Annotated in this window: 17 protein-coding genes; 8 read left to right on the top strand and 9 right to left on the bottom strand. The window is 71.1% G+C overall.

What is annotated here, in order from left to right; genetic code table 11:
* Nucleotides 1-10 precede the first annotated feature (10 nt).
* Both WMF36_RS45105 and WMF36_RS45100 read right to left on the bottom strand, forming a co-directional pair.
* Nucleotides 11-748 (bottom strand): ATP-binding protein, encoded by a 738-nt coding sequence (locus WMF36_RS45105; RefSeq protein WP_437577041.1) that lies wholly within the window; start codon nucleotides 746-748, stop codon nucleotides 11-13.
* 55 nt (nucleotides 749-803) lie between these two features.
* Nucleotides 804-1,406: a response regulator gene (locus tag WMF36_RS45100; RefSeq protein ID WP_437577040.1), complete on the bottom strand. Its 603-nt coding sequence runs from the start codon at nucleotides 1,404-1,406 to the stop codon at nucleotides 804-806.
* A 693-nt stretch (nucleotides 1,407-2,099) separates the two neighbouring features.
* On the opposite strand from WMF36_RS45100, the gene WMF36_RS45095 reads away from it, so the two are divergent.
* From WMF36_RS45095 to WMF36_RS45075, 5 genes are all read left to right on the top strand, one after another.
* A complete protein-coding gene (locus WMF36_RS45095) occupies nucleotides 2,100-2,591 on the top strand; it encodes a GreA/GreB family elongation factor (RefSeq protein ID WP_437577039.1) in 492 nt (163 codons plus the stop codon).
* 158 nt (nucleotides 2,592-2,749) lie between these two features.
* Nucleotides 2,750-3,853 (top strand): Spy/CpxP family protein refolding chaperone, encoded by a 1,104-nt coding sequence (locus WMF36_RS45090; protein ID WP_437577038.1) that lies wholly within the window; start codon nucleotides 2,750-2,752, stop codon nucleotides 3,851-3,853.
* A gap of 29 nt (nucleotides 3,854-3,882) precedes the next feature.
* Nucleotides 3,883-4,449: an RNA polymerase sigma factor gene (locus tag WMF36_RS45085; protein ID WP_437577037.1), complete on the top strand. Its 567-nt coding sequence runs from the start codon at nucleotides 3,883-3,885 to the stop codon at nucleotides 4,447-4,449.
* Entirely contained in the window at nucleotides 4,442-4,831 is a 390-nt protein-coding gene (locus tag WMF36_RS45080; protein ID WP_437577036.1) for a hypothetical protein, read from the top strand. Before WMF36_RS45085 ends, WMF36_RS45080 begins: the two co-directional genes overlap by 8 nt.
* A complete protein-coding gene (locus WMF36_RS45075) occupies nucleotides 4,828-5,304 on the top strand; it encodes a hypothetical protein (RefSeq protein ID WP_437577035.1) in 477 nt (158 codons plus the stop codon). Before WMF36_RS45080 ends, WMF36_RS45075 begins: the two co-directional genes overlap by 4 nt.
* Nucleotides 5,305-5,426: 122 nt before the next feature.
* Here WMF36_RS45075 and WMF36_RS45070 read toward each other — a convergent pair whose 3' ends face one another.
* Nucleotides 5,427-6,314 (bottom strand): NAD(P)/FAD-dependent oxidoreductase, encoded by an 888-nt coding sequence (locus WMF36_RS45070; protein ID WP_437577034.1) that lies wholly within the window; start codon nucleotides 6,312-6,314, stop codon nucleotides 5,427-5,429.
* 195 nt (nucleotides 6,315-6,509) lie between these two features.
* On the opposite strand from WMF36_RS45070, the gene WMF36_RS45065 reads away from it, so the two are divergent.
* Both WMF36_RS45065 and WMF36_RS45060 read left to right on the top strand, forming a co-directional pair.
* A complete protein-coding gene (locus WMF36_RS45065) occupies nucleotides 6,510-7,514 on the top strand; it encodes a DUF4349 domain-containing protein (RefSeq protein WP_437577033.1) in 1,005 nt (334 codons plus the stop codon).
* A gap of 463 nt (nucleotides 7,515-7,977) precedes the next feature.
* The gene (locus WMF36_RS45060; protein ID WP_437577032.1) at nucleotides 7,978-8,835 is read left to right on the top strand and encodes a hypothetical protein; all 858 of its coding nucleotides are present in this window, start codon (nucleotides 7,978-7,980) and stop codon (nucleotides 8,833-8,835) included.
* A gap of 33 nt (nucleotides 8,836-8,868) precedes the next feature.
* Here WMF36_RS45060 and WMF36_RS45055 read toward each other — a convergent pair whose 3' ends face one another.
* The 3 genes from WMF36_RS45055 to WMF36_RS45045 form a co-directional block, all read right to left on the bottom strand.
* Nucleotides 8,869-9,792 carry a cyclase family protein gene (locus WMF36_RS45055; protein WP_437577031.1) on the bottom strand — a complete coding sequence of 308 codons (924 nt, stop codon included), beginning with the start codon at nucleotides 9,790-9,792 and terminating at the stop codon, nucleotides 8,869-8,871.
* A 68-nt stretch (nucleotides 9,793-9,860) separates the two neighbouring features.
* Complete coding sequence (locus tag WMF36_RS45050) at nucleotides 9,861-11,261, bottom strand: pyridoxal-phosphate dependent enzyme (RefSeq protein WP_437577030.1); 1,401 nt, start codon at nucleotides 11,259-11,261, stop codon at nucleotides 9,861-9,863.
* Nucleotides 11,262-11,537: 276 nt separating this feature from the next.
* The gene (locus WMF36_RS45045; RefSeq protein ID WP_437577029.1) at nucleotides 11,538-13,259 is read right to left on the bottom strand and encodes a helix-hairpin-helix domain-containing protein; all 1,722 of its coding nucleotides are present in this window, start codon (nucleotides 13,257-13,259) and stop codon (nucleotides 11,538-11,540) included.
* 344 nt (nucleotides 13,260-13,603) lie between these two features.
* Here WMF36_RS45045 and WMF36_RS45040 point away from each other — a divergent pair, with 344 nt between their 5' ends.
* On the top strand, nucleotides 13,604-16,738 hold the full coding sequence (locus WMF36_RS45040) for an esterase-like activity of phytase family protein (protein ID WP_437577028.1): 3,135 nt from the start codon (nucleotides 13,604-13,606) through the stop codon (nucleotides 16,736-16,738).
* 640 nt (nucleotides 16,739-17,378) lie between these two features.
* Here WMF36_RS45040 and WMF36_RS45035 read toward each other — a convergent pair.
* The 3 genes from WMF36_RS45035 to WMF36_RS45025 form a co-directional block, all read right to left on the bottom strand.
* Nucleotides 17,379-19,712: a tetratricopeptide repeat protein gene (locus tag WMF36_RS45035; RefSeq protein WP_437577027.1), complete on the bottom strand. Its 2,334-nt coding sequence runs from the start codon at nucleotides 19,710-19,712 to the stop codon at nucleotides 17,379-17,381.
* The gene (locus tag WMF36_RS45030; protein ID WP_437577026.1) at nucleotides 19,699-20,220 is read right to left on the bottom strand and encodes a hypothetical protein; all 522 of its coding nucleotides are present in this window, start codon (nucleotides 20,218-20,220) and stop codon (nucleotides 19,699-19,701) included. The genes WMF36_RS45035 and WMF36_RS45030 overlap by 14 nt, the downstream gene beginning before the upstream one ends.
* Before the next feature lie 1,239 nt (nucleotides 20,221-21,459).
* Nucleotides 21,460-21,987 carry a hypothetical protein gene (locus WMF36_RS45025; protein WP_437577025.1) on the bottom strand — a complete coding sequence of 176 codons (528 nt, stop codon included), beginning with the start codon at nucleotides 21,985-21,987 and terminating at the stop codon, nucleotides 21,460-21,462.
* Nucleotides 21,988-22,016: the final 29 nt, after the last annotated feature.

Below are 22,016 nucleotides of genomic sequence, written 5' to 3'. Positions count from 1 at the left end.
GCGCCCGCCGTCACGGCGGCGGCTCCGCGGGGCCGGCGGTGGGCGGCTCGGGCGTGGCCGCGAGGGGCAGCTCGATGCAGGCCCGCGTGCCGCAGGGCGCGGCGCTGCCGAGGGTGAGCGTCCCGAAATAGCGGCGCGCCACGCGCCCGGCGATGTTGAGCCCGAGGCCGAGGCGGCCGGGCTTGGTGGTGTAGAACGGGCGCGTGATCGCCTCGCGCTCCGCCTCGGGCACGCCGGCCCCTGTGTCGCCGACCTCGATGCGGTAGCGCGCGCCGATCACGCTCCCGCGCAGCGCGACCACCCCGCCGCCGGCCATCGCCTCCGCCGCGTTCTCCACGAGGCACCGCACCGCCAGGGACAGCTCGTCCGGATCGACCTCGACCAGCCCGTCCGTCGCGTCGACGTCGACGCGGGTCCCCGGATCGGCGATGCGCGCGCACGCCGCGGCCAGGCGGACGCACTCGAGGGCGCTCGCGCTCACCGGCTCCCGCCGGAGGTGCGCCTTCGCGTCGACGACGCCGTCGACGAGCGCGCTCGCCGCGATCGCCTCCTCGTCGATGACGTGGAGGAACTGCTCCACCCGCGGATCGTCCTGGAAGACCTGCTCCCGGGCGACCTTGCGCCTGAGGAAGAACGCCGCGTTGCGGATCGTCCCGACGCAATTGCGCAGATCGTGGCGCAGCGTCGCGACGATCTCCTCGGCCGTCGCGATCTGCTCCGCCGCGCCGAGCGGATCTCGGCTCATCATCGTGGGGCTTCACCTCCCTCGGCTCCCTCGGCGCCGCGCTCGCCTCGGCGGGCCGTCACTTGAGGAATCGGGCCGGGAGCCCGGCGTCGATGAGCCGCGTCGCCCCGACGCAGCTCGACGTGCGGGAGGACGGGGGCGGGTACGAGCTCACCCTGGTGCGCTGCGAGGACTCCGGCATGTCGCGGGGCTCCGGCGACCTGTGCGGCGGCGCGCCCCGCATCGAGGGAGACGAGCTCGCCTCGCGCGCCGTGGACGAGCTCGCGAGGGCGTCGACGGACCGCCTCGCGCTGGCGAGGCGCGCGAGCTCCAGGACGAGCCGGGTGATCCGGGCGGGCTCGAACGGCTTGAGGATGACGTAGTGGCGGCCGCCCTCGCTGGAGCGGATGTACTCCTCGGCGCCGGTGATCAGCAGGCAGCTCGTGTAGAGCGGCAGGCTGGTGACCCGCATCAGGAGCTCTTCGCCGTTCATTCCCGGCATCTTGTAATCGGAGCAGACCACGTGGAACTGGCCTGTGTGCAGCAGCTCGAGCGCCCGGTGGGCGGACCTGCTGGTCGTGACGTCGGCGTCATCGGAGAGGATCGCCGCGATGCTGTCCAGCATCCTCTGCTCGTCGTCGACGACGAGCACGCGCAACCTCTCCTGGGCATACAGGCTCACGATACTCCTCTTGTGTGCTCGTAAGGGGACTGAACGCTGACCTGGCGAGCGCCCCCGGTGAGCCCTCGCGTCATGTCCTGTACGCGCGCTCGGGTCGCGCGCCGGAGCGACGTCTCGCGATGAAACCGCGCCGCGGCCTCGCGCCCTCGTGCCGATACGTTCCAGCGCGGAGCAGCGGCATGGGCAGATTAGGAATCTACACCATCGCCCCACCCCGGTAAAGCGATTCATGAGCTTATCGTCGATCATCACGGCGGGCATCCCGGCGGGCATGTTCACAGTTCACTGTTCTGAAACACTCAATTCACGCGAAAGATAAGAGCATCTGCAGGCCTGCGCTCATGGATTGCATGTCTGCAAGAAGCGCGTGATTTCAACTCTGCTCCGCAAGAAAGGCACGCATTGCAGATTCGAAAGAGGCACCTCGATGGCGCTCGGCTGGCCTCGGGCCTTGTGCCCGTGCACGATGGCCCACCATGCGATGCGCACGAGAGCGCGCCGCGGACCGCGGGATCTCCGGGTGGGGGCGCGCGGTGCGTGGGGGCGCGGCCGGCGGGCCGCCCAGGCGGGAAGGGAACACCGGCCGTCCAGGGGCGACGGGCGCTCGGGAGCGCGCCAGCCCCTTGCCGTCGAGAGCAGCGCTCCTGGCTGACGGCGGAGTGACCGCCGCGACCCGGTCTGGTAGGGTGTTCCATGCTCCCGGCCATCGACAAGCGCGCGCTGCTCGCGGCCATCAAGGACCAGCTCGCTCGCGAGCTCGAGCGCTCGACCGGGCGGGCGCGCGACGCCGCCAGCGCCGTGACGCACGAGGAGAACCGCGCCGAGGGCGACAAGGACATGCGCGCCACCGAGGCGTCGTACGTCGCGCGGGGCCACAGCGAGCGCGTGCTCCAGCTCGAGCAGGCGCTCGCGAAGCTCGGCGCCCTCGCGGCGCGCGATTTCGGCCCGGGCGCCGGCATCGAGAGCTCGGCGCTCGTGGAGCTGGAGAGCGGGAAACGGCGCTCTCTTTACTTCCTGCTGCCGGCCGCCGGCGGCGAGCGCATGCAGTTCGAGGGGGTCGAGGTGCAGACCCTCGCCACGACGAGCCCGCTCGGCGCGTCCCTGCTGGGCCTGTCCGAGGGCGACGAGGCCGAGGTCTCCACGCCGCAGGGGATGCGCACCTACCTGATCACCAGCGTGCGGTGAGGCCGGGCCGCGCGGCCCCGCGGCGACGGGCGCGTCGCCGGCTGCCGGGCCCGCCTCCAGGAAAAAGAAGCGGACCTTCGTAGGGAGCCCCTGCCCGGCGGCGTCCCAGGGATGAACGACCCGCTCGGCACGACGCGGGCGACCCAGGAGAAGAGTCCATGATGCAGTCTCGTTGGTGGAGGCTTGGTGGGATCTTGCCGCTCGTCGGCGCGCTCGTCGGTGCGGCCGGTTGCACCGCGGAGACGGGCCAGAGCGACACGTCCCCGAGCGAGGAGGCCGCCGAGGCGGCGCTCGCCCAGGGGCCGTCGAAGGGCGACCGCCACGGGGAGGACGGCGGCCACCGGAAGGGCTTCGGCGGCCACCGCGGCGGCCCGGAGCACCTCCTGCGCGCAGCGCTCCACGAGCTCGATCTCTCGGACGCGCAGAAGACGACGATCAAGGGCGCCTTCGAGGGCCTGCACGACGGCGCGAAGGCGCGCCCGAAGGACGGGGCCGCCTTCGCGGCGCTCGCCGAGGGCGTGCGCGCGGGCAAGATCGATCGGGCGGCGATCGAGGCGAAGCTGCCCGACGCCGGCCGCGCGGCCGAGGAGCGCCGCGCGCGCGTCGCCGGGGCGCTCAGCACCCTGCACGCCACGCTCACGAAGGAGCAGCGCCGACAGCTCGTCGACGCGATCGCCGCGAGGATGGACGAGCGCGGAGAGAAGGGCGAGCGCGGCCGGCGCGGCGGGCGGGATGGCCAGCACCACGGCGGCCCGGACGGCGAACGCGGCATGATGGGCGGCCCCGGCATGATGGGCGGCCCCGGCATGATGGGCGGTCCCGGCATGATGGGCGGTCCGCTGGGCCACCTCCTCCGCGGCCTCGACCTGCGCGACGAGCAGCGCGCGCAGATCGACGAGGCCCTCGAGGGCATGCGCCCGAGCGACGCCGACCGGAGCGCGCGGGTCGAGGATCACGCGGCGAAGCGCGCCGAGATGCGCGCGCGGCTCGAGACGTTCGCCGCCGATCGCTTCGACGCGAGCGCGTTCCTGCCGGCCGCGGACGCGAAGATGGGCCCGCGGGCGCACCTCGACCGCAGGATCGACGCGCTGGCCGCGATCGTCCCGCTCCTCGACGAGGCGCAGCGCAACGAGCTCGCCGACCGCCTCGAGAAGGGCCCGGCCGCGGGCAGGCCCGAGCGCGGCGAGCGCGGCCACTTCCGCGACGAGCGCGGCCCTTTCCGCGGTGACCGCGGCGGCGAGCGCGGCCCCGAGCGCCGCTGAGCGCCGGTCCCGGTGGCGCGCGCGGAGCCATGGGCGCAGAATCGCGGGGGAACGTGATCGTCGACCTCAGGCTCGTCGCAGCGCGCGTCGCCGGGGGCGATGACGCGGCCTTCCGGCAGATCGTCGAGCACACGCGCGCGCCGATGTACCGCCTCGCCGCGCGCCTCGTGGGCGATCTCGCCGAGGCCGAGGACGCCCTGCAGGAGGCGTTCGTCGACGCCTACCGCGCCCTGCGCGAAGGGCGCTACGACGGGAGATCGAAGGTGGAGACCTGGCTGTACCGCATCGTGACGAACGCCTGCCTCGACGCCCTCCGGCGCCGCCGCGACACCCCGCGCGAGGCGCCGACCGAGCCGCGCTTCGACGGCCTCGTGTCCGCCGAGGCGCGCGTCGCGCTGCGCGAGCTCGACGCCCTGCTCGCCGCGCTGCCGCCCCAGGACCGCGCCGCGCTCGTCCTCGTCGCCGTCGAGGGGCTGCCCGCGAAGGAGGCAGCGGCCGCGCTCGGTTGCTCCGAGGGCGCCGTCGAGCAACGTTTGGTGCGCGCCCGCGCGGCGCTCCGCGCGCGACAGACCGAGGAGGAGGCGCCGCATGCCTGACCGCGACGACGAACGGACCGAGCTCGATCGGGACCTCGCGCGCCTCGCGGCCGCGACCGCCCGCCTCGACGCCGACGACCGCTTCACGGAGGCCGTTCTGCGCGCCGCCGCGGCGGCCGACGACCCGCTGGCCCGCGTCGCCCGCGCGACCGACGACCTCGCGCCGGACGCGGCCTTCACCGAGGCCGTCCTCCGCGCCGCGACGGCCGCTCCCCCGCCCGCGCGCCCCGCGATGGCCGACGGCATCGTCCGCTCCGGTCGCGCCGCCATCGTGGTCACCGCCCTCGCGGCGGCCGCGAGCGTGCTCTTCTTCCTGCGGACGCAGCGCGACGTCGACACCGCGATCCTGGCCTCCGTGGAGACCCTCGAGGCGATCGAATGACCGTGCCCCCGCCCCTGCCCCCCGCGCCCCCGCCCTCCCCTGCGCGCTGGAAGCCCCTGGCCGTGCTGGCCGCCGTGTTCCTCTTCGGCGGCGTCGCCGGCATGGCGCTCGGCCGCGGCATGGCCCTGCGCGACCTCGAGGCCACCTTCCGGGGTCCTCCGGCCGAGGCGCGCGCCCAGTTTCGCCTCCGGGCGATGCGCCGCCACCTCGACCTCACGGACCGCCAGGTGCGCGAGCTCCGGTCCACCCTGGCCGAGGCCGAGACCGAGCGGGACCGGCTCCTCTCCGAGTGCCGCCCCGCGCTCGACGCCCTCCGCGACAGCACCGATGCCCGCGTGAAAGGCGTGCTCACGCCCGACCAGCTCACCCGCTACGAGGAGTTCGAGGCAGAGCGGCGGCGGCGTCCGGGCCCGCCGCCGCACGGGCCGGGGCACCCCGGTCGCGGCCGCGGGCCGGGCGGCCGGGGCGATTGAGGGCTGCAGGTCGGGGGAGCTGATCGCCCAGAGATCGCCGGCGTGCCGGCGGCCGCTCGCGTGGCGCCCCACGGATCACACCCCGAGGCAAAATGCCACACGCGCTGCGACTGCAGGCTTCGCTACGCGAGATCCTCCTCCTGCAGGGCGCAATTGACCCCGAACGCCGCGTCGGCGCCCTCGGCGGCGGCCATGATGGCGAGCAGCACGTCCTTCGACGCATCTCCGGCCACGAAGACCCCTTCGCAGGTCGTCTCCTCGTGCTTGTCCGCCGTCTCCACGCCGTGTTCCTCGGTGATCTTGCAGCGGAGCTTCCTGGCCAGATCCGCCCCCTGCTCCTGCTTCGTCTTCAGGAAGAGCGAGCGGCGCTCCACGGAGCTGCCGTCCTCGAGCACCACGCGCTCGAGCATGCCGTCCCTGCCCTCGAGCCGCGCGATCCGCTCCTCGCGCACGCCGATCCCGTGCCGCGCGAGCCGGGCCGCGTCGGACCTGGACAGCGACGCTGGACCGTCCGTGAACAGGATCACGTCATCGCTCCACGTCTTCATGTTGAGGGCCAGCGAGACTCCCGTACATCCCTGTCCGTAGACGCCTATCGCCTGCTCGCGCGCCTCCCAGCCGTCGCAGTAGGGGCAGTGGTGCACGCTCTTGCCGTACATGGCGGGCAGGCCCGGAAGGTCCGGCAGCCGGTCGACGAGCCCCGTGGCGAGCAGCAGCTTGCGGCAGAGCAGCCGCTCGCCTCCTTCCATCGTGACCTCGAACCGCGCCGCCTCGCGGCGGACGTCGGCGACGGCCGCCTCCCGGATCTCGACGCCATAGGGCTGAAGCTGCTCGCGCCCTATCCGTCTGAGCTCGGACGGTGCGATCCCGTCGCGCGACAGGAAGCCGTGCATCGCGTGCGCGGCGTGGTTGCGGTACCGCCCCGAGTCGCACACGAGGACCCGCCTCCGGCACCGCCCCAGGATGAGCGCCGCGCTGAGGCCGGCTGGCCCTCCGCCGATGATGATCACGTCGTATCCCCGGACATCCGCTCTGCTGGTCGACATGGGTCCGCGGCCGCCTCGCAATGAGCGCGCCGGGCCCCCCTCGCGCGCCTCGCGCCCGCGACCCACCCGGGGTGGGCCCGCGGCCGCTCGGCGCGCGTCCCGGAGGCGGTTCCGTGCGCGTCATTCGCCGCGCTTGCCCTTGACCGCTACGCTGGCCGCATGCGCCTGCGAACGAGCCTGTCCGTCGCGTTGCTCTCGGCTGTGACCCTGACCGGCGCGTGCGCCAGATCGGATCGTTCGAGCTCGGCGCCGAGGGAGTCCGCGCCTGCGCCCGTGCAGGCGGCGGCGCTCAACCTGCAAGCGCAGGCGCCTGCGCCCGGGGTGCCTCCGCTCGCCCAGCGGGCGATGCGGATCACCGTCGATACCACGATCCTTGTCGACGCCTTCGACCCGGCGATGCAGCGGCTCCGGACCGCGGTCGAGGAGCACGGCGGCTACGTGAGCGAGGCCAGGGTGCACGGAGGCCCGCACCGCAGCGCGTCGCTCGAGGCGCGGGTCCCCTCGGCGAAGGTCGGCGCCTTCCGCGCCGTGGTGGCCTCGGCCGGCGAGGTGGTCGCCGACGCGGAGAAGGCCGAGGACGTGACCGAGCAGCGCGCGGACATCGGCGCGCGGCTGCGCAACGCCCGCGCCCAGGAGAAGCGGTTGCTCGACCTCCTGTCGGACAGGACCGGGAGCCTCGCGGACGTGGTCGCCGTCGAGAAGCAGCTCGGGAGCGTGCGCGAGACGATCGAGCAGATCGAGGCGCAGGAGCGGTTGCTGGAGGGGCAGATCGCCTATGCGACCGTGAAGATCTCGATCACGACGCGCCGCGAGGAGCCGACCGTGGGCGCAGGCGGCAGGATCGCCCGCGCGGCCAGGGAGGGAGTCGAGAACGCGGGCGCTGTCGTCGTGAGCACCGTGGTCTTGCTGGCGGCGGCCGGTCCCACCTTGCTGCTCCTCGCGGCGCTCGGCGGGGCGCTGTTCTACACCCTCCGCGCCCTCGTCCGGCGGCAGCAGCGGCGCGCCGCGGCGACCTTCCGTCCGCTCTTCCAGGCGGGCCCCATGCATCCTTATCCTCCTCCTCCGACCGGCGCGCCGCCGGCGCAGGGCCCGCAGCCTCACCCGACCGGCGCGCCGCCGGCGCAGGGCCCGCACGGCGGCGGAGGCGAGGTCGGACCCGGTTGAGCCGGGGCGAAAGCCCGATCCCCTCGACGACCGCCCACCCCGCCCCCGCGTACGTGCCTTCCCGATAACGCAGATTGAAGACCGCTTCGGCGCGCGCTCGTAAGCGTTGTGCCCCACGCCGTCGCTCCTCCGCTCCGTGCGCGCGCATGCCGTCGCACAGCGCGTGGCAACAACACACAGCCAGCTCGCCCTCGTCCTGTTGCCCCTTCATGGGATGTGAGATTTCGATCATCAATCGCGCTTCGCTCGCTTCGCTCGATTCGAGGCGAAGCGCGACGAGCAGCGGCGCGCGACGCGACACACAGCTTCACGCTCGCTCTCCACGCTCTGGACAGAGCAGACTCGCAATCAACGATTCACTGATTCCACACGGATGCTCTATTGAACACTGGACATCGATGGTCATTCTTCGGTACAACCAATTCGACCTTCGACGGGACCGCGAAGGAACGAACAGGGGGGGATGACCATGTACCGAATCAGCACCGCTGACTTCGCAGCGCTGGCGCTCGTGTTTCTTGTGTCCTGCGTCACGGACCAGGAAGAGCAGGAGGGGTTCGTAGGAATTGCCCCTAATGCGCTTGAGTACCTCAACGCCCTCAACCCCAACGCTCTCAACCCCAACGCCCTCAATCCCAACGCCCTCAATCCCAATGCCCTCAATCCCAACGCCCTCAACCCCGGCGCCCTCAGCCCAGCCGCCCTGAGCGCGATCCAGGCCCCGGGGGAGGCGGGGGATCTCTCGCGCCAGCTCCTCAGCTATGTGGTCGGCTGTGCGTTCACTCCCGCGCAGTCGTTCAGCTTCTCGTGGACCGACGGCTCGGGCACGGTCCGTAACGAGGTCTACTGGGGGCTCATCGGTCTCGTGCCCAGCTGGAGCGACAAGCCGCTCGGCCAGACCGACCAGCAGTGGATCTCGGCGTGCCTCGCGTCGCGGACGAACTGGTACGGCGCCTCCGTGACGATCTCGTCGCGGGGCAGCCACTCGGCCATCGACAAGACCGATTCACCCGAGCTCTCCACCTACACGCGAATGGAAGGCGCCTTCTGGGGCAACCTCTTCGCCCCCTCCCCGTATCTGAACGCCTGCTTCAACGAGGCCAACCGTGACCACGCGCGGTCGCTCGCCCGAGAGTGCGCCGCCGGGCACCTCGACGGCAGCGGAGCCGCCTTGCCATGCGGGATGATCAGCGTCCGCGGGACCTGCGGCAGCTACTGCCAGCAGCTCAACCTGCGCGGCATGTACTACCCGAGCTGCGTCAACAACCTCACCGGCAGCCCGGAGTCGAGCACGCGCGTGATCACCGTCTTCCTCCCTTAGAGCGCCCGGCGCCGCCGGCGCTCGGCCTCGCGCCTACTTCCCCGGGGCGCCGGAGGCCGGCACAAGCGCCAGCACCCGGGCGGGCGCGCCGCTGCCGCGCGTGAGCGGGAGCGGCGCGACCACCACGACCGCCCCGGCCTCGGGGAGCTGCTCCAGGTTGGCCAGGTTCTCGATGTGGTAGCCGCCGGCGCCGAGGAACGCCTTGTGCTGGTCGAACGACTGGCTCGGCCCCGGATCGGTCGACAGCGTGTCGATGCCGACGCAGCGCACGCCGCGCTCGCGCAGATAGCGGCTCGCCTCCACGGAGACCCCGGGAAAGTGCATCACGCCCTGCGCGTCCTGGTTCAGGTACTTCGCCGGATCGGACCAGCGGGCCCCCCACCCCGTCCGGATCAGCACGATGTGCCTCGCGCCGAGCGCGCCGTGCCGCGCCTCCCAGCCCCGGAGATCGTCCACGGTGACCTGATGGTCGGGGCTGGTCGCGACCTTCGCCGTCACGTCCACGACCGCCGCCGGCCCCACGAGCTGCTCCGGCGCGATCTGCTCGACGGTCGGCGCCCCGGCCTTGAAGTGCGCCGGCGCGTCCACGTGCGTGCCGGCGTGCTCGTCCATCGAGAACCGGCTCGAGTAATACGCGTCCTTCTCGACGCTGCTGAGCGTCTCCGACGCATAGGGCTTGTTGCCGGGATACAGCGGCATCACCGGCGTGATCGGGTGCGTCAGGTCGACCACCCGCGCCGTGGCGATGTCGAGGAGCGCGGGCGCCGCCTGCGCCGCGGACGGGGTCGCCGCCCCCTCCGCCTGCGCCGCGGACGGCGGCGCCGCGGCGGGCGGCGACCCCGCGGCGGGCGCGCACGCCGACAGGGCGAGCGCCGCCGGGCACAGCGCGTACGCCGCGGCCCCCCTGGCCCCCGCTTGAAGGAAGCTGACCACGCCGGTTCCATGCGCCTTCTGCATGGCGCACATGTCACCACAGGCCCGCTCCCGCCACAAGACGCACGGCCGGGCCGTCGCGTCAGGCCGGCTCAGACCTCGTGCAGCTTCACCCGGCGTCGCAGGTAGTTGAGCAGATCGATGCGGGTGACGAGCCCGACGAACTCGTCGCCGTCGGTCACGATCGGCACGAGCCCCGCGTCGAACATCGGGAGGAGATCCCGGATCGGCGTCCGCACGTCGACCGTCTTGAGCCGCGTCGTCATCGCCGTCTCCACGGGCTGGCGGAAGCGCGTCACGTCGTCGACGGCCGCGAGGAGGAGGTCGGACTCGTCCACAAGGCCGACGATCTTGCCGTCCTCCAGGACGGGGAGCTGCGACACGTCGTAGAGCTTCATCCTCGCATAGGCGACGAGGAGCGCGTCCGCCCGCTGCACCGTGACCACCGCCCTGTCGGCGTGGCGGCGCGTGATCACGTCGCGCAGGTCCCCTGTCGGCTCGCGATCGGTGAAGCCCTGATCGGCCATCCAGAAATCGTTGTACATCTTCGACAGGTACTTGTTGCCGCTGTCGCACACGAGCGTGCAGACCCGCTTGGGCGACGACTGCTCGCGGCAGTAGCGCAGCGCCGCCGCGAGGAGCGTCCCGGAGGACGAGCCGGCGAGGATGCCCGTCCTGGAGAGGAGCAGCCGCGCCGTCTCCAGGCTCTCGCGGTCGGAGATCGTGTACGCGTGCTTGACCCGGGAGAGGTCCAGGATCGGGGGGAGGAAGTCCTCGCCGATGCCCTCGACGAGCCACGAGCCTGCCTTGCCGAGCTTGCCCGTCTTGACGTAGCCCGCCAGCACCGAGCCCTCCGGGTCGGCGAGCACCATGTCGCAGCGCGGCTGCGCCGCCGCGAAGTAGCGCGAGAGCCCGGTCAGGGTGCCGCCGGAGCCGACGCCGCACACCATCGCGTCGATCCTGCGGTCGAGCTGCGCGTCGATCTCGGGGCCGGTCCCGGTCTCGTGCGCGAGCGCGTTCGCGGGGTTCTCGAACTGGTTCACGTAGAACGCGCCCTCTTCGCGCGCGATGCGGGCCGCGAGGTCCTGGTAGTAGCTCGGGTGGCCCTTCTCGACGTCGGAGCGCGTCATCACCACGTGCGCGCCGAGCGCCTTCAGGTGAAAGATCTTCTCCTGGCTCATCTTGTCGGGGATGACGAGCGTCAGCCGGTAGCCCTTCCGCGCCGCGACGAGCGCGAGGCCGAGGCCCGTGTTGCCCGCCGTCGCCTCGACCACATGCCGCCGCTCGCCGCCGAGCTGGCCGTCGCGCTCGGCCGCCTCGATCATCGACAGGCCGATGCGATCCTTGATGCTGCCGCCGGGGTTCTGGCTCTCCATCTTGAGGAAGAGCTCGCACGGGCCGGTGTCGAGCTGAGTGACCTGGATCATCGGGGTGCGGCCGATGAGAGAGACGATGTTCTCGGCGGGCGGGGGGGTCGGCATCGGCGTCGTCATGGCAGCTCAACGGTCACACGACGCGCACCGTCTGTCGAGGCGCTCGGCCGGCCATCGCGCGGGTCAACGCGGGCAGCCCTGGAAAACGGACAGAGGTCCGCTAGGATGGATTGTCCCTTGTGGCGCGCGGGGGGAGTGTACGCCGCGACAATGTAAATAGTGTTTCTTATGTCTCGACCGCTCGCGGCGTCGCGGCGCCGCGCGTCACGGGGCCAGCCGCGGCATCGGCGAGGGGGTCGCGATCGGGCGGGCCAAAGGCCGGCGGCGCAGCGCGCGTCAGGCGGCGGGCCGCACGGCCTTCTTGAACGCGGCCGGGCCGAGCGCGTTCAGCACCTCGCCCCGGCGGAGGCCGCCTCGCCGTGCGGTCCCCACGCCGAAGCGCAGGTTGTGGAGCGCGCTCGTCGAGTGCGCGTCGGTCGAGATCACGAAGCGGATACCGCGCTTGCGCGCCTCCTTGATCCACCGGGGCTCCATGTCGAGGCGGTACGGGTCCCCGTTCACCTCGACGGCGGCCCTCGACTCGGCCACGGCGTCGAGCACCTCCTCGACGTGGCACGCGAACGGCTCGCGCCGCTGGATGAGCCGGCCGAGCGCGTGCCCCCAGATCTTGAAGACCGGCAGCTTCATCGCGCTCACGAGCCGGCGCGTCATCTGGTCCGCGTCCATCTTCATGCGCGAGTGGATGCTCGCGATGATCACGTCGAGCTGCTCGAGGATCGCGTCCGGATAATCGAGCTTCCCCGACTCCAGGATATCGGACTCGGTGCCCCGGAGGAGCTTCACGCGCACGCGCTCCTGCACGCGGGCGATCTCGTCCCATTGCTGCTTCAGCCGGTCGAGGCCGACGCCGCCGGCGTAGTGGGCGGCGGGCGAGTGATCGGTGATGGTGAGGTATTTCATCCCCATCGCCTCGGCCTCCACGGCCATCTCCTCTATCGTGTTCTTGCCGTCGGAGTACACCGTGTGGCAGTGCACCATGCCCTGGAGTTCGCCCTCCACGATGAGCTCGTCCTCGCTGCTGTCGCGCGCGACGGCGGCGAGGATGTCCTCCGCGCCCTCGCGGAGCTCGGGCGCGATGTACGGGAGGCCGAGGTGCCGGTAGATCTCCTCTTCCGTCTTCGCCGAGAGGCGCTGTTTGCCGCGGAGGAGCCCTCGCTCGTCGAGGGTGAGCCCCAGCTCGCGCGCGAGCGCCCCGAGCGCCTCGAGGTACGCGGGCGCGCCCGTCCTGTGGTGGAGCGCGGCGGCGTAGTACCGGGGCGGCACGCAGAGGAGCTCGCCCCTGAGGCCGCCCGAGAACCTCACCTTGCACCGCGCCTCGCCGCGCTCCTCGACCTCGGCGATGCGCGGGAACCGGGCGAACCAGTCGACCACCTGCGCGGCGTCGTCCGCCGCGGCCACGAGTTCGACCTCGGCCACCGTCTCTTCCCAGCGCCGGATCGCGCCCGCGACGTCGGCCTGCTCGGCGGCCTCGCACCCGCGCACGTGGGCGAGGAGCGGCTCGGCGAGCTCCAGGGCGTCGACGAGGAGGATGCGCTCGTCGCGCGTCTCGTGGCGGTGGATGCCCTCGAGGAAGCTCGACTCGATCTTCGCCCCGAAGCCCTTCACGGCGCGGACCTTCCCGGTGAGACAGGCCTGCTTGAGCTCCTCCACGCTGCCGATGCCGAGCGCGTCGTGGAGCGCCTTCATCCGCTTGAGGGTCATGCCCGGCACCTGGGAGAGCTCGAGGACGCCGCGGGGCAGCTCGGCGCGGAGCTGCTCGAGCTGCACGGAGCGCCCTGTCTTGTAGAGCTCGGCGATCTGGGCGGCGAGCGCGGCGCCGATGCCCTTGAGCTCGGTGAGTCGCTTTTCGTTGATGAGCTCGCCGAGGTCGTCCGTGAGCTCCTCGAGGGCCTCGGCGCCGGTCTCGTAGGCGCGCGCTCGGTAGGGGTTCTCTCCCTTGATCTGGAGGAGCATGGCCATCTCGCGGAGGGCGCGGGCGATGTCGAGCTTGTCGAGCATGGTTGGCGGCAAATATAGCACTCGCAGCCAGGAGGCCATGCCGCGCGGGGTCGCGGGAGCGGGGCAGTTTGCCACACGGACACCGTGGGTAGCGCGGCCGGCGGGAGCGCCGCGCCGGCACGTCGCGCGGTCGGTGGGGCCGGCGGGAGAGCCCGAGCGGCCGGAGGGCAGTGTGCTTCCGGGCCGGTCGCCGGAAGGCGCGGGCACGACGCCGGCGAGAGAGGCACGGCGCCTCCGTCGGGCACACCGAAGTACACGGGTCTGCAATGGAATATTCAAGCTCCTGTCGCGTCTCCGGCGGTCGCCTCGGGCACTGTGGGAGGCTTCAACAAGGAGAACGTGACGTGACGCTGCGCAGTCTCACCTGGATCAGCCTCGGCGCCGCGGCGCTGGCGCTGTCGGGGTGCTCCGACGATGGGAACGAGATACCGGACGACGGCCACAAGGGCGGCGCCATCCTGGGCTTCAGCGACGAGCCGGCCGGCGATCACTGCGAGAATGGCGGCACCCGGGTCGACTCCGGGCGCGATCTCGACGAAAACGGCAGGATCGATGAGGCCGAGATCGAGGCCACGACGTACGTGTGCGACGGGCTCGACGGCGGGCCGGGAGCCGACGGCCTCAAAGGCGATCGCGGCGACATCGGCGCTGACGGCAAAGGCGCCTTGCGGGTGCTGATCGACATCGCGCCCGAGCCGAGCGGACCGAACTGCGCGAGCGGCGGGCAGGAGGTGACCAGCGGGCTCGACGCCAACGACAACGGGATGCTCGATGAGGGCGAGGTCTCCGACACCGCCTATGTCTGCCAGGGTGAGGACGGTGGGCGCGGTGTTGCTGGCTTCCAGCTCGTGTCCAAGTACACGGCGCCTCATGGGCCGATCGCCGAGATCGTGGTGGCCTCTCCGGACGGCAACGTGCTGGCTTACACGAGCAGCGTCGCGCAGACCGTGGGGTTCGTGGACATCTTCGACCCGAGCCGCCCCGCGCTCCTCGGCGCCGTCGACATCGCCGCCACCGTGAGCGGCAACAGCGGTGAAGCCACCGCCGTGGCGATCACGCCGGACGGCCAATACGCGATCGCGGCGGTCAAGGACACGACCGATCCGATCCACAACGCCGATCCCGGCGCGCTGGTCTTCATCGAGCTCGCGACCCGGACGATCGCCGGCTCCGTGGCGGTCGGCGTCGGCCCGGACAGCTTGAAGATCACGCCGGACGGCGCCCGGGTCGTGGTGGCCATCGAGGACGAGGAGAACGCGGACGACAACGCCGTCGCTCAGGCGCGCCCCGGCAGCGTCCAGATCGTCACCATCGATTACGACGATCCCGCGGCGTCGACCGTGGCCACGATCGCGCTCACGCCGGAGAGCGGGAACTTCCCGGGCGATCCGCAGCCGGAGTTCGTCGACATCACCGCGGACGGCAGGACGGCGATCGTGTCGCTGCAGGAGAACAACCTCATCGCGGTCATCGATCTCGCCTCTGCGACGGTCACCCGTTATATCGAGGCCGGCACGTCCACCCACGCCCGCGCCGATATCGCGTCGAACGGCGAGATCGATCTTGCCCAATCGAGCTTCACCGGGCTGCTCGAGCCGGACTCGGTATGTCTGCTCGCGGACGGCAAGCACTTCGTGAGCGCCAACGAGGGAGACACCCCGAACGGGGCGCTCGCCGCGGGCCTGTGGTCGGGCGGAAGGGGCTTCTCGGTGTTCAACCTCGAGGGCACGCGCGTGTACGACAGCGGCGACGCCGTCGAGCAGCTCGCGGCGCGCGCCGGCGCCTACCCGGAGGGGCGCTCCGCGAACCGCGGGATCGAGATTGAGGGCTGCGCGACCGGGGTGTTCGGGGGCACGGACTACGCCTTCCTGCTGGGCGAGCGCAACGCGACGCTGCTCGTCGTCGACATGAGCGCCCCCTCGGCGCCGGTGCTCAAGCAGCTGCTCGGCGCCCCGATGCGGCCCGAGGGCGCGGTCGCGATCCCATCGCGCAACCTCGTGGCCGTGAGCGGTGAAGGCGACGACGGGGTGGGCGGCGGCATCTGGCTGTACCGCTCGGTCGCGGATCTTTCCGAGGTCGGCCATGGCCACGACGTCTACGAGGCGCGCTCGGGCGGCCCCGGCTTCAGCGCGCTCGGCGCCCTCGCGTACGAGCCGGCCACCGGCTTCCTGCTCGCGACGCCCGACAACGCCTTCGCGCGCCAGCGCATCTGGTCGTTCTGGCCCGACCACGGCGAGCGGCGCATGCAGCTCGTCCGGGAGCTGATCCTGAAGGACAGCGCCGGCGCAGCGCTCGTGGGCTACGATCCCGAGGGCATCGCGGTGAACCCCGAGGGGGGCTACATCCTCGCCAGCGAGGGCGGCGCCGGCAACGGCGGCAGCGCCGCCTGCGTCGGCTCGGTGCTCAGCAACCGTATCCTGTTCTTCGACGAGCGCGGTCGCCTCGATCCTGGTTACGGCGACGGAGGCATCGTGGATCTCCCGTGCGGCGGCGAGGCGAACGCGATCGATTGGTCGACGGTGCGCGCCAACGGCTTCGAGGGAATCGCAGCGGTCGACAGCACGCCGTCTGCGTCCGGCGGCCTCAAGGTCTATGTGGCCATGCAGCGGGCGCTCATGACGGAAGGCCAGAACACCCGCATCGGCGAGTACGACGTCGATACCGGCGCCTGGAGCTGGTACTTCTACCCGCTCGATCCGAACCCCGGCGGGCCCCGCGGCAACACGTTCCTGAGCGAGCTCATTCACGTGGACGGCGACACGTTCGCGGTGGTCGAGCGCGACCAGGGCTGGGCGGGCGAGGCGGGGAACAAGACGATCCACACCTTCGCGCTCTCGAGCGGCACGCCGAACGACATCGCTGATCCGGTGGACAAGGTGCTCTCTTATGATCTGCTCGAGCATCCGTTCCGCTTCGATCAAGAGAAGATCGAAGGGCTCGCGCTCGGCGCCGGCGGCCTGTGGGTCACGAACGACAACGACGGCGGTGAGGCGCTCAACTTCTTCCTCCGGCTCGACGCGTCGGTACTGGGCGTCCACGGGGGAGACGGTGATCCGGGCGATCCGGAGGATCCGGGCGATCCGGGCGACCCGGGCCAAGCTACCGTCGTCATCAACGAGGTGCGCTCGGCCGGCGAGGATTTCGTCGAGCTGTACAACCACGGCACCTCGGCGGTCGACGTCGGCGGCTGGAGGATCACGGACAGCGATCCTTCCCACGAGATCGTCCTTCCCGCGGGCACGACGGTCCCCGCGGGGGGATACCTGCTGATCCGCGGAGAGAACAGCGGCGAGCCGCTCATGCTCACCTTCGGGCTGGGCTCGGCGGACTCGGCCATCCTCTACATGCCTGACGGCGTCGCCGTCGACGAGCACACCTGGACAGGCCACGTCGATACGGCGAGCCGCTGCCCCGACGGCACGGGTGCGTTCGTCGCGCCCGCGCCGGCGACCCCGGGCGCGGCGAACAGCTGCCTCTGATCTGATCATGCAGGCGGAAAGGTAGGCCCGCAGCGCACCGTGCGCTCCTACGTGCACCCCAGCCGGCACATCATGGCTGCCACAACAGCGCAGGTGTGCTCCGGGCAGCTGCGGTCGGAGGCAGGATCACGGCGCGCGCAACCCTCGCCCCGGCAAGAGCCTTCCAAAGACCGCAGGGTCGCGCGCAAGGCCGAGCGAGTACTTTGATCGGTGCGGCGGTGAAGATTACCGCTCTTCCGCGGCCTCGACGGCTCGCTCGTACCACGGCAGGGCCTAGTACCGCGGGTCAGAAATCCTGCCAGGGATCTGCCTCGCGAGCGGAGAGAGATTTCAACGCAAAGACGCCAAGAGCGCAAAGACGCAAAAATGAACGATAATTATTCTTTTTGCGACTTTGCGACTTTGCGACTTTGCGTTGAAATCTCTCTCCGGATCCCTGGCCGGACTCCTGGAGGGTGGAACTAGTCTCGACTTGGGCACTTTTTGTCGGCCGGGCTGCGCGGAAGGGCCTGGATCTGAAGGCGTCGCGCACTTTCACACGGTCCCCGGAGACGCCGTGGACCCACGAAACCCTGCGAATGCACGGGAACCCCTACGAAACAAGGGCGTCCGCGAGGCACAAAAAGTGCCCAAGTCGAGACTAGTCGAACCGACCCGCGCTCGAGTGACAGTGGCCTACCTGGCGAAGGCTTTTGCCCAAGCTTCCGTGGTCGACGCGGCCGTGGACATCGCCCTTCTTCTTCTCTTCGACAGCTCGCTCGTACCACGGTAGCGCCTGGTCGAGCCGCCCAGCAATCGAGTGACAGTCGCCCACCCGGTGAAGGCTTTTGCCTAAGATTTCATGGTCGACGCGGCCGTGAACATCGCCCTTCTTCTTCGCTTCGGCGGCTCGCTCGTACCACGGCAACGCCTGGTCGAATCTCCCCGCGCCCGAGTGACAGTCGCCCACCCGGTGAAGGCTTCTGCCCAGGTTTCCGTGGTCGACGCGGCCGTGGACATCGCCCTTCTTCTTCTCTTCGACGGCTCGCTCGTACCACGGCAGCGCCTGGTCGAACCGCGCAGCACTCGAGTGACAGGAGCCCACCCGGTGAAGGCTCTTGCCTAAGCTTTCATGGTCGACGCGGCCGTGGACATCGCCCTTCTCCGCAGCTTCGACGGCTCGCTCGTACCACAGCAGCGCCTGGTCGAATCGCCCCGCGCTCGAGTAACAGTCGCCCACCTGGTGAAGGCTTTTGCCCAGGCTTTCGTGATCGACACGGCCGTGGACATCGCCCTTCTTCTTCGCTTCGATGGCTCGCTCGTACCACGGCAGCGCCTGGTCGAACCGCCCCGCGCTCGAGTAACAGTAGCCCACCTGGTGAAGGCTGCTGCCCAGGCTTGCGTGGTCGACGCGGCCGTGGACATCGCCCTTCTCCGCAGCTTCGACGGCTCGCTCGTACCACAGCAGCGCCTGGTCGAACCGCCCCGCGCTCGAGTGACAGCCGCCCACCTGGTGAAGGCTGCTGCCCAGGTTTACGTGGTCGACGCGACCGTGGACATCGCCCTTCTCCGCAGCTTCGATGGCTCGCTCGTACCACGGCAGCGCCTGGTTGAACCGGCCAGCGCTCGAATGACAGTCGCCCACTAGGTGAAGGCTTTTGCCCAGGCTTGCGTGGTCGACGCGACCGTGGACATCGCCCTTCTTCTTCGCTTCGACAGCTCGCTCGCACCACGGCAGGGCCTCGTCGAACCGCCCACCCGTACAGAGTGCACGACCGGCCATGTCAGCGAGCGACTCCAGCAACGAGCTCTCCGCCAGCAGCCCGGTCCAGAAGGGCAGGTCCGCCGGATAGGCGAGGAGCCGCGCGCTCCGCTGCGGCTGCCCGGGCTGCTCGTCGAACCGCCTCGCTGCCTCGGTGAAAGCCTCGAAGTGATGCTTCAGAAGGGACAACGGGATCTCCGGCGCACGCTGCCCGCGGACGAATTGCGCGACGCACTGGTGCACATCGAGCACATCGGCTGTGGCGACGATCAGGGTCCGGTCGTGCACCGCGTCCAGGGCAAGGTCGAACCGCTCATCTGTCCAGCCCTCTCCAGCGAAGAGCGCGCGGAGCGCATCGGCCGGGATACGCCCGATCTCGAAAAGACAGGCGACGCGGAGCACCAGCCGGGCATCGCCCGAGAGGATCCGGAACGCAGCGCCGAAGCTCGACTCGGTGCCGCTGGCGAGCCCGGCGCGGACGGCCCCGGCCCGGCCGTGGCGCGTCTCGTAGTCGACGCTCCTGGCCGCGGCGCACAGCTCCACGGTAACCCCACGCCCCTTGGCGATGATCGCGTCCGCATAGCGCTGCGCTGCGCGCGGATCCGTCACGAGCGCTCCGACGAGGAGACGCGCGTCGCCGTCGGCGAGCAGGCCGACCGGCAAGGTGTTCCAGGGCCGGGGCCAGTAGGCGAGCGTCGAGGTGGCGAGGACGTGGCACGCGAGGGCCCCCGGCGGAAGCCAATCCGCGAGGGCTCGCTCGTCGGGTACGTTGTCGTAGACGAGCAACGTCGGCCTGGCCCCGAGATGCGCGAGCACGCGCCGGCACTGGTCCTCGATCGGCTCGTCCGCAAAGCGGTGCAGGCCGAGGATTCCCAGCAGGCGCGCGAGATCCGGCGGAGGGGCCTGATCGCATCGGACGAAGAAGGTGCCGCCGGGGTAGCTCGCATGGCAGCGGCTCGCGTACTCGACGGCGAGCCAGGTCTTGCCCACGCCGGGCGGGCCGTGAAGCACGAGCACTTGCGGCGTTTCGCGCTCGGAAAGGGCGTCGTCGATCGCCGCGAGCTCGGCGGCTCGCCCCACAAAACCAGCGGCTGCCTTGTAGTTCGGCAGCGTGCTTCGCGGCGCATCCGGCTCCGCGACGACATTCACCCGCACCCCCGTGCCGCCGTCGCCGACGAGCTGCGTGCCGACGGTGACCGACGGGCGGCGCGAGCCGGCGTCACTCGAGGTCAATGCCGACGCTCCCGGCTCCGGAGACCTCCTGGCGAGCGATGAAGACGCGTTTTCGCGTCGTGGCCCGCACGCGCACCCCGATGGCGCCGGCGGTGACCACCTGCAGGTCAACGCGGGCCGCAGCGCCCCCGAGCTCCGCGCCGAATCGCTCCCGGAACGCGGCTAGATCCTCGCGCACGCCCCCGAGCGCTTCGAGCACCTCCTCCTTGACCCGGTGCTGACTGCGTACGATCTGGATGAGCGCCTGGCCGATCAGCGCCTCGACGGCATCGCCGATCTGGGCGATGAACGCCTGCCGGTCCTCTTCTTTCTCCATGGCGGCGAGCTCGCGGCGGAACATGTCGTCGGCGGCATTGCCGAACGCGCGGGCGACGGCCTTCTCCGCGAACGACGCGAGCAGTGCGACCTGAGGGTTGCCCGTGGCGAGCGCGGCGACCAGGCCCGCGCTGGTACCGATGAGCTTGGCGCGATCCCCCGCAGCGAGGCTCTGTGCCATGTCCTTCAACATCTCGTTGTGAGGCTCCAGCAACTCCCCGAGAGCTCTATCGGACATACGGAAAGACTATGGGTTGAGCGACCTGCCGTCGAGCGTGCCCGCCCGGCCGCGCGACCGGCGCCCCTCCTCGACGAAGCGCTGACCGCTTCCCGCGACGTCCTCCACCACCTCCGGTCAAGCCCGGCGCACTTCCAAGGACGTCCTCCACCACCTCCGGTCAAGCCCGGCGCACTTCCAAGGACGTCCTCCACCACCTCCGGTCAAGCCCGGCGCACTTCCAAGGACGTCCTCCACCACCTCCGGTCAAGCCCGGCGCACTTCCAGGGACGTCCTCCACCACCTCCGGTCAAGCCCGGCGCACTTCCAGGGACGTCCTCCACCACCTCCGGTCAAGCCCGGCGCACTCCAGGCGCGATCGCGCTCCGGGCACCCCCCGGGTGGGAACGAGCGCGGCTCCCTGTCCCGCCCTACTTGCACCCCAGCCGGCACACCATGGCCGCCGTGCAGGAGCACCCGTGGTCACCCACAGCGACGAGTTCGGCCCCGTGCACCGGAACGCGCACCCGCGCCCGTCCGCGGTCGCCTCTGCCGTGAGCCGGTAGCCCTCGGCGTTGACGAGCGCGCCGGGCCTGCGGCGCGCCCGCTTCGACCACGCCCGCGTTCAAGCCCGGCACGCGCCGCGCCCTGACGCCGGTCCCGTACCGCGGCGCGTGCGCCGCAATGGGGAAGCTCCATGGCGCGATTCCGGCCGGGCCGGTTTCGCGCGCTGGTCCTGATGGGCGCGAGCATGACCCCTGATCCGGCGCGGCTCAGGGCCGCCGGCGTGGAGCGCGTGGTCCTCGCCGCCGGCGAGCACGACCAGGCTCGGCCGGTCATGCAGCGCGCGGCGCACACCCTCGACGCGGCCGGCCTGCCCGCACGCTACCTGAGCCTCGGCCGCATCGGGCACTGGCTGCCGCCAAACCTCGGGAGATCGTCGCGGAGGCGCTCGAGTTCGTCGAAGGAAGCCCGCGGGCTGCGGGGGAATCGCCCGCTTCTTCGAAGTAGCGCCTATCCCTCGATTCTGGCGAGGCCGAGCTTCCAGGCGACGTTCGACATGTTGCCCGTGGACCCGCCTCCAACGAAGGTAGTAGCGCCTCGAACGCGTCCCCCGAGCTCGTCACGAGCTCCAGGTTGCCACCGCGCAAGAACGCCGCTGTGGGCTGGCCCCGCCGAGGGACGATATCGCTCGTCAAGTAACCGTTCGAGTCCTCAACCCCTCGACGGTTCGGTCCACTCGCCGCGGGCGAAGTGGAGCGCCTCCGCCTCGCTCGTGGTCGCGAAGCTGGTCGCGCCGTCCTGGCGCGTGAGGCGGCTCACCTGCAGCAGGCCCGCCTGCGTCCCAACCAATACCGCCGTCCGCGCGAAGCTCGACGTGATCTGTGCCCGCATGCCGTGCATCGCCTTCTCGAACTCGGCGTCGTTGCGCGAGGACGCCTGGCGCATGTCGACGACGATGCCGGCGCTCCGGTGTCGCGATGCGATCAACCGCAGCACTACCGCGTTGGCGCTCGTGAGCTCCGCGATGGAGGCGAAGGGCACCGGCTGGCGCGCGAGCCACACGACGCGCCCGTCGCCGTCCTCCTCCATCAGCCAGTGGGTGCTCGCAAGCAGCGTCGTCTTCACCGGATCGGAGGGAATTATGGCACCCCATGGGCACGAGGGGCAGAAACCCACGTCCTTTGCAGCTGAACGCCGCGAGACGCTTCTCTTCGCGGCCGCCGCGACGAAGCCGCGCAAAGCTGGGTCGGCTCATGACAACGGATCGC

This window comes from Sorangium sp. So ce887, assembly GCF_051521455.1.
GTDB lineage: Bacteria > Myxococcota_A > Polyangia > Polyangiales > Polyangiaceae > Sorangium.
This window is presented reverse-complemented; position numbering and strand designations above follow the sequence as displayed.

What these genes read in the sequence shown, in the direction of transcription:
- WMF36_RS45045 (WP_437577029.1), bottom strand. Translation starts at nt 13,259, where the DNA reads ATGCTCGACAAGCTCGACATCGCCCGCGCCCTCCGCGAGATGGCCATG.
- WMF36_RS45055 (WP_437577031.1), bottom strand. Translation starts at nt 9,792, where the DNA reads ATGCAGAAGGCGCATGGAACCGGCGTGGTCAGCTTCCTTCAAGCGGGG.
- WMF36_RS45080 (WP_437577036.1), top strand. Translation starts at nt 4,442, where the DNA reads ATGCCTGACCGCGACGACGAACGGACCGAGCTCGATCGGGACCTCGCG.
- WMF36_RS45085 (WP_437577037.1), top strand. Translation starts at nt 3,883, where the DNA reads ATGGGCGCAGAATCGCGGGGGAACGTGATCGTCGACCTCAGGCTCGTC.
- WMF36_RS45060 (WP_437577032.1), top strand. Translation starts at nt 7,978, where the DNA reads ATGACCATGTACCGAATCAGCACCGCTGACTTCGCAGCGCTGGCGCTC.
- WMF36_RS45090 (WP_437577038.1), top strand. Translation starts at nt 2,750, where the DNA reads ATGATGCAGTCTCGTTGGTGGAGGCTTGGTGGGATCTTGCCGCTCGTC.
- WMF36_RS45105 (WP_437577041.1), bottom strand. Translation starts at nt 748, where the DNA reads ATGATGAGCCGAGATCCGCTCGGCGCGGCGGAGCAGATCGCGACGGCC.
- WMF36_RS45030 (WP_437577026.1), bottom strand. Translation starts at nt 20,220, where the DNA reads ATGTTGAAGGACATGGCACAGAGCCTCGCTGCGGGGGATCGCGCCAAG.
- WMF36_RS45065 (WP_437577033.1), top strand. Translation starts at nt 6,510, where the DNA reads ATGCGCCTGCGAACGAGCCTGTCCGTCGCGTTGCTCTCGGCTGTGACC.
- WMF36_RS45050 (WP_437577030.1), bottom strand. Translation starts at nt 11,261, where the DNA reads ATGACGACGCCGATGCCGACCCCCCCGCCCGCCGAGAACATCGTCTCT.
- WMF36_RS45075 (WP_437577035.1), top strand. Translation starts at nt 4,828, where the DNA reads ATGACCGTGCCCCCGCCCCTGCCCCCCGCGCCCCCGCCCTCCCCTGCG.
- WMF36_RS45095 (WP_437577039.1), top strand. Translation starts at nt 2,100, where the DNA reads ATGCTCCCGGCCATCGACAAGCGCGCGCTGCTCGCGGCCATCAAGGAC.